The sequence below is a fragment of the Caballeronia terrestris genome, assembly GCF_001544515.1.
Taxonomy (GTDB): domain Bacteria; phylum Pseudomonadota; class Gammaproteobacteria; order Burkholderiales; family Burkholderiaceae; genus Caballeronia; species Caballeronia terrestris.
The window spans coordinates 1-5,233 of the sequence record NZ_FCOL02000159.1 but is presented as its reverse complement, the minus strand read 5'-3'; the positions used below and the strand labels follow the sequence as shown (position 1 = coordinate 5,233).

Below are 5,233 nucleotides of genomic sequence, written 5' to 3'. Positions count from 1 at the left end.
CGACTGTCCAGCTTCGCGCGAAACACCTGTCCACCTTCACGCGAAACGCGTGTCCAGCTTCCGCGAAATACGCAGTTCCGAGGCGTGCGCGGCCGACAACTGTTGGCCAAACCGCGAATAGGTGCACTGCGACTGGCAGGCCATCATCGCAGGGTGGTCAATCAGCCCTGCCGGTTCGAGGTCGCGTTTTGTGTGAGCGGCGAACCCCTCATCTGTGCGTCGGAGAAATGTTGGCCAGGGGTCGGCGCTTTGTTCGACCTACGCTGAGTCACTGTGAACGGCGGCCAGAATCCGACATCAGATGGCGGCGTCGATCAGAGGCGTGAAGCGGGTCTGATCTTCGGAACTGCTTCGTGATGACTGGTGTGGGTACCGATGGGCGGTACCGGATGCGTCGGAAGGAGCCCGAAGGGCGAGTGCAGACGCACCCGGCGCGGCCCGCTTCAGGAAGGGGTGACGCAGGAGTCTGGATGCGGTAGAAGAAGGTTTTACCTACCGCCGAAGAAACAGGCCCGACACCGGCACAAACCGCCAAGTTCACTCCGGTGTCGAGCCCAACACGCGCACGACAGGGTACGGGTGCCCGCCAAGTATGGCACCCCCCGTCAGCCCTGTCGATATCGCATCGGCATTGACGGGGATTGCCGATGCCGGCCACAGGCCGCCTCTATGTGTGCGCCCGCTGCCGGGCGCAGGTCATCGTTTGCCGCCGTTGCGACCGCGGGCAGATTTACTGCGGCGGCGACTGCTCGATGGCCTCACGTCAGGCCAGCATGCGCGTGGCCGGCCAGCGCTATCAGCACAGTCGCCACGGCCGCTTCGCACATGCCGAACGAATGCGCCGCTATCGCAGTCGCCAGAATAAAGTGACGCATCAGGGTTCCGCCGTGCTTGCCGCCGATGCTCTACTGGCACCGACTTCGACGACGTCGGCGGACAGAGTAGCGGTACCCACCGCCGCCCCATCTGTGCCTGAGCATTGCCACTTTTGCCACCGCGTCTGTTCGGGCTTCGTACGCCTCGGGCCACTGCGCCGTCGGGTCTTCCGTGATATTCGTACTGCTACTCACTGCACAGGAAGTGACCCATGACCATCGGAGTTGAACTCGAGGCGCAGATCCTGCGCTACTACCATGTCGAGAAGTGGCGCTGCGGCACCATCGCGCGCCAGCTACACGTACACCGTGGCACCGTCCAGCGCGTACTGGCACAGGCCGGACTGCCCAGAGTCGGCGCGGTGCTGCGGCCCTCGCAGATCGATGCCTACCTGCCGTTCATTCATGAGACTCTGAAGAAGTTTCCGTCACTCACGGCCAGCCGTCTGTATGCGATGGTCTATGAGCGTGGCTACCGGGGCAGCCATGACCACTTCAGGCACCAGGTCTCGCTCCATCGTCCGCGTCCGGCGACCGAGGCTTACCTGCGGCTTCGCACCTTGCCAGGCGAAGAGAGCCAATGTGACTGGGCGCATTTCGATCATCTCCAGATCGGGCGCGCGCGCCGGCCACTAATGGCCTTCGTGATGGTGCTATCGTGGTCCAGGCAGATCTACTTGCGCTTCTTCCTCGATGCGCGCATGGACAGCTTTCTGGCCGGTCACGCCGGTGCGTGGGCGGCATGGTCCGGGTTGCCACGTATCGTCCTATACGACAATCTTAAAAGTGCCGTCCTTGAACGTCAGGGCGACGCGATCCGCTTCAACCCGACGCTGCTCGCATTCGCCGCGCATCATCGTTACGAACCCCGTCCTGTGGCCGTGTGCAGGGGGAATGAGAAGGAGTTCGTCGCATATTGCACCTCATCAGTCATGCCAGGGGGTAGTTACGTCTACAGCCGCCTCGCGGCGAGCTTTGTTCTTGTGCGCGAACCTCCTGGGAGCGTCGACACCAGGGCGCTCGTAGAGATACTGGCCGTTATCGTTATATTGGTATGCTTTGAGCAGCCCCGCCCGTCGCCAGTCGGCAATGGTGGCCGTGCATACCTTGAGATACTTTGCTATCTCCGTGGCGCTCAACAGTCCGCGCGCCCGCAGGCGCTCATATTGCGTTTTCAACCCGTAATCGATACGGATCCGGCGTACCATCAGTCTCCTGAACGGCAAACCCTCGCCAGAGCGCATACCACTCGCATTAAGTAATTCCGCGGTTTCGTGGTCAGTGTGTCCTTCCAGCAAACGATCGATCTCGGCAACGACCGCTGTCGGAGTCTGTCTCAACTGCCACGACGGTTTGGGTAAAGACAGACGCAGTACACGGGTTGCGCCACCCTTGAAGCGCACCCGTGCGATGATCTCGGTGTCCTTCAGCAGCGTCACGTCGGCGATCAGCAAACGGGCCATACGCTTTTTCTCACGCTCGGGAGTCTGGGGATCGTTCCACAGGCGCGGAAAGTCCTGTGCTAGCGCCATGATGCTCTCGCGCTGCTTTTTATTGAGCTGGCCGCTTCTTGTCTCGCATTGTTTCTCATAGCGCTCCTGGGCAGCCGCAAGCGCTCGTAGTGCCAGGTTCCACTCGGCTTCCAGCGAATCGGCTACGAGACGGTTATCGGGATCGACACGCATGTAACGACGACGGGCCAGATCGACCTCATAACTTGCCCGCTCGATCTCTTGCCGTCGCAACCGGTCGAACTCTCCTGATCGATCCTCGAGCTCCTTCTGCACCGCGAGCGCGACCTGAAGCGTCACGGGTGTAACAGTTTCCACCAGAAGCCTGCCGATTGCCTGATCGAGTTCAGCACCGTTGATTTGCTGGCATGGTCGCCCTACACCTTCGTTGATGCTGCGGCGTTGGCACATGTAGTCGGGCACGCGCTGCGTGTCGTGGACATGGTAACGGATCGTCATCCGCTCACCGCAACGCCCGCATATCGCCAGTCCCTGCAGCAGCGCCGGCCCTTCGCGAGGGGCGCCGAGGTCGCGCTCACAACCGTGGGCCTGAGCATTGTCGTGGAGGATCTGTACGTGTTGCTCGAACTGTTCCCACGTGATGTAACCTTGGTGCGCGTCACGAATGAGGGCGGTCCATTCGTCCACGGGTAAAGTCTGCGATACCTGATGGCCGTCGGGAAGCTTGCGCGTGCGTGTGCGTCCAAAGCAGAATGCTCCGGTGTAGAGGATGGTGAAGGATCCAAAGCGCACGCGAGTGATCGAGCTCGTCCCACTGGACGTCGCCTTTGTGCGGGCCCCGATAGATCCGGCGCGGAAACTTCAGCCCCGCTCGACGAAAGGCCTTTACAGTAGCCATAGCCGAAGCGGTGCGACGAAACGTGAGGAAGAACTCGCGGATACTTTCCTGAATGCGCTGATCGGGATCCAGGCTTACGCGCCCTTCGCCATCGTAGACAAAGCCGATGGGAAAACGTATTTCAAGCTCACCACGTCGAGCCTTGTTAAGAATGCCTCCACGTAACCTTGACCGCAGAACATGCAACTCCGCTTCGCTCATCGTTCCCTTCAAGCCCAGAACGAGGCGGTCGTTAAAGTGCGCAGGATCATATACGCCATCTCCGTCGAGCAGAAGGGTATCGGTCAACGCACAGATTTCCAACAGCCGGTGCCAGTCCGACGAGTTGCGTGCCAGGCGCGAAACCTCCAGGCCCATCACGATTCCAGCCTTGCCCATGCTTACCTCGGTTACCAGCCGCTGGAAGCCCTCGCGATCGACTGCACACGCGCCGGATTGCCCGAGATCGGAATCAATCACGAACACCTGGTCAATTCTCCACCCGAGGGAGACGGCACGCTCGCGCAGCGCATACTGGCGCTGGGTACTCTCCGTGTTTTCGAACACCTGCCGCAGGGTCGACTGCCGTACATACAGGTAGGCGTTTCTCGAGAGATGCCTGGCTTGTATCTTTTCGGGTGTACTGGCAGTCATGCCGTCTCCTCCAGTGCGTTCGCAAGCACCATCGATGTCAGGATATCGATCAGATCCTGCCGGATGCCCGCGCTCGGGCCTGTATCGTGAGTTGTGACGCGTGCAGTCGGTGTGCATGGGGCGATCTCACGCATGCCTGCCATCCACGCCGCCATGCCCTTGCGCATCAGGAGCGTGCGTCCGCGCCCCGACGGGCAGCATCCGCGTTTCTCGACCATATCGATGCGCAAGGCTTCGTAGCCCTCGACCAGTGCATCCGGGTCTGACGTTATGCGCGCCGGGAAATCACTGGCGTTTTTTTTTCGGCTCTCGACGCAGCGCACGCTCCACGGTGCGCCGATGCACATTCAAACCAAACTTCGCTGCTATGCGGTCGAGCAACTCGTTCGTGCTCAGGCCGCCCTCTGCGGCGCGCGCCTCTTCGATGAAGTGCAGCACCTCCGCAGTGAGCTTGTGGGCACCACGAGGCCCACGCTTATCCGGCAGAAGCCCCGCCAACCCCTCACGATCAAAGTCGGCCTGCACCTTGTAGAACGTCGGCCGCGAGATGCCAAATCGTGCGGCCACCTCCGCGATGGTTTGCCCTTCCGTACGCACGCGGCGAAGCATTTCGTAGCGTACCTGCACCAGGTCTCGGGCATCGAAGAAGTCACCGGCAATGAACGCCTCATCACGAACATCCTGCGCATGCGGATTGAGGGTGCCGCTCTCCTGGAGGGCAGTCAGTTTCGGGTCGGGTTTCCGCGCTCGGCTCATGTAATATAAATTATGCCTCATCGTAGGAAATATCAAGGGCAGTTTTGATCTTCTTGGTGACTTTCACCACCAAATAAAAAGGCTTTAAGCGTTGCGAAGCGATTAAAACGAGTCCGATCGAGCATCAAGTTTCATCGTCACCAGAGTGATATGGGCTTATTTAAGTTTACACAAGCGGCATCATTTCTTTGACGTCTTGAGTCTGCCCGATTTGCTGCCGGCTGTACCGCTGGCTTCCCGGTGTCGGGCGATGAGCCCAACCAGATGCAATAGATCTTCGACCCGGAATGCGGATCGCCCAGCGGAGAGGACTTCGAATGCATTGGGCGCCGCGACGCTTGTCCACGAAGCAGGGAGACGTCTCAGCCTGCCTGCATCATCGTGGAAGTACACGCGCTCTTCGCCCCAAGTGCTGCGACGCTCCAGAAGCACGAACTCCTGTCCGCGCAGAGGATGGAATGGGTGGGTGACACTGACAAGTTGTATGTTACCGAGTGAATCACGTGCAGTTGACGGTCTATGGCAACAGGCGATGCTCGCACTGCACCGCATGCGTCAGCAGTTGGTCAAGTTCCGCACCATGCAGATCAACAATCTGC

The 5,233-nt window shown here is 60.1% G+C and carries 5 protein-coding genes; all 5 read right to left on the bottom strand.

From position 1 onward, the window contains the following. Positions 1-1,801: 1,801 nt before the first annotated feature. The 5 genes from AWB67_RS34300 to AWB67_RS43595 all read right to left on the bottom strand — a co-directional run bounded on the left by AWB67_RS34300 (position 1,802) and on the right by AWB67_RS43595 (position 5,186). Positions 1,802-3,034, bottom strand: a complete 1,233-nt coding sequence (locus AWB67_RS34300) for a recombinase zinc beta ribbon domain-containing protein (protein WP_087660411.1) — start codon at positions 3,032-3,034, stop codon at positions 1,802-1,804. Further along, complete coding sequence (locus tag AWB67_RS34295; protein WP_159965081.1) at positions 3,006-3,878, bottom strand: recombinase family protein; 873 nt, start codon at positions 3,876-3,878, stop codon at positions 3,006-3,008. The genes AWB67_RS34300 and AWB67_RS34295 overlap by 29 nt, the downstream gene beginning before the upstream one ends. Next, the gene (locus AWB67_RS41105; protein WP_159965079.1) at positions 3,875-4,096 is read right to left on the bottom strand and encodes a hypothetical protein; all 222 of its coding nucleotides are present in this window, start codon (positions 4,094-4,096) and stop codon (positions 3,875-3,877) included. Before AWB67_RS41105 ends, AWB67_RS34295 begins: the two co-directional genes overlap by 4 nt. A gap of 67 nt (positions 4,097-4,163) precedes the next feature. Continuing rightward, on the bottom strand, positions 4,164-4,655 hold the full coding sequence (locus AWB67_RS34290) for a helix-turn-helix domain-containing protein (RefSeq protein ID WP_235025516.1): 492 nt from the start codon (positions 4,653-4,655) through the stop codon (positions 4,164-4,166). A gap of 159 nt (positions 4,656-4,814) precedes the next feature. After that, entirely contained in the window at positions 4,815-5,186 is a 372-nt protein-coding gene (locus AWB67_RS43595; RefSeq protein ID WP_374729875.1) for a DUF5372 family protein, read from the bottom strand. Positions 5,187-5,233 lie beyond the last annotated feature (47 nt).

Bases quoted from the DNA above. Each gene is read 5' to 3' on its own strand.
- AWB67_RS34295 (WP_159965081.1), bottom strand. From the start codon at position 3,878: ATGACTGCCAGTACACCCGAAAAGATACAAGCCAGGCATCTCTCGAGA.
- AWB67_RS41105 (WP_159965079.1), bottom strand. From the start codon at position 4,096: ATGGTCGAGAAACGCGGATGCTGCCCGTCGGGGCGCGGACGCACGCTC.
- AWB67_RS34290 (WP_235025516.1), bottom strand. From the start codon at position 4,655: ATGAGGCATAATTTATATTACATGAGCCGAGCGCGGAAACCCGACCCG.
- AWB67_RS43595 (WP_374729875.1), bottom strand. From the start codon at position 5,186: ATGCGGTGCAGTGCGAGCATCGCCTGTTGCCATAGACCGTCAACTGCA.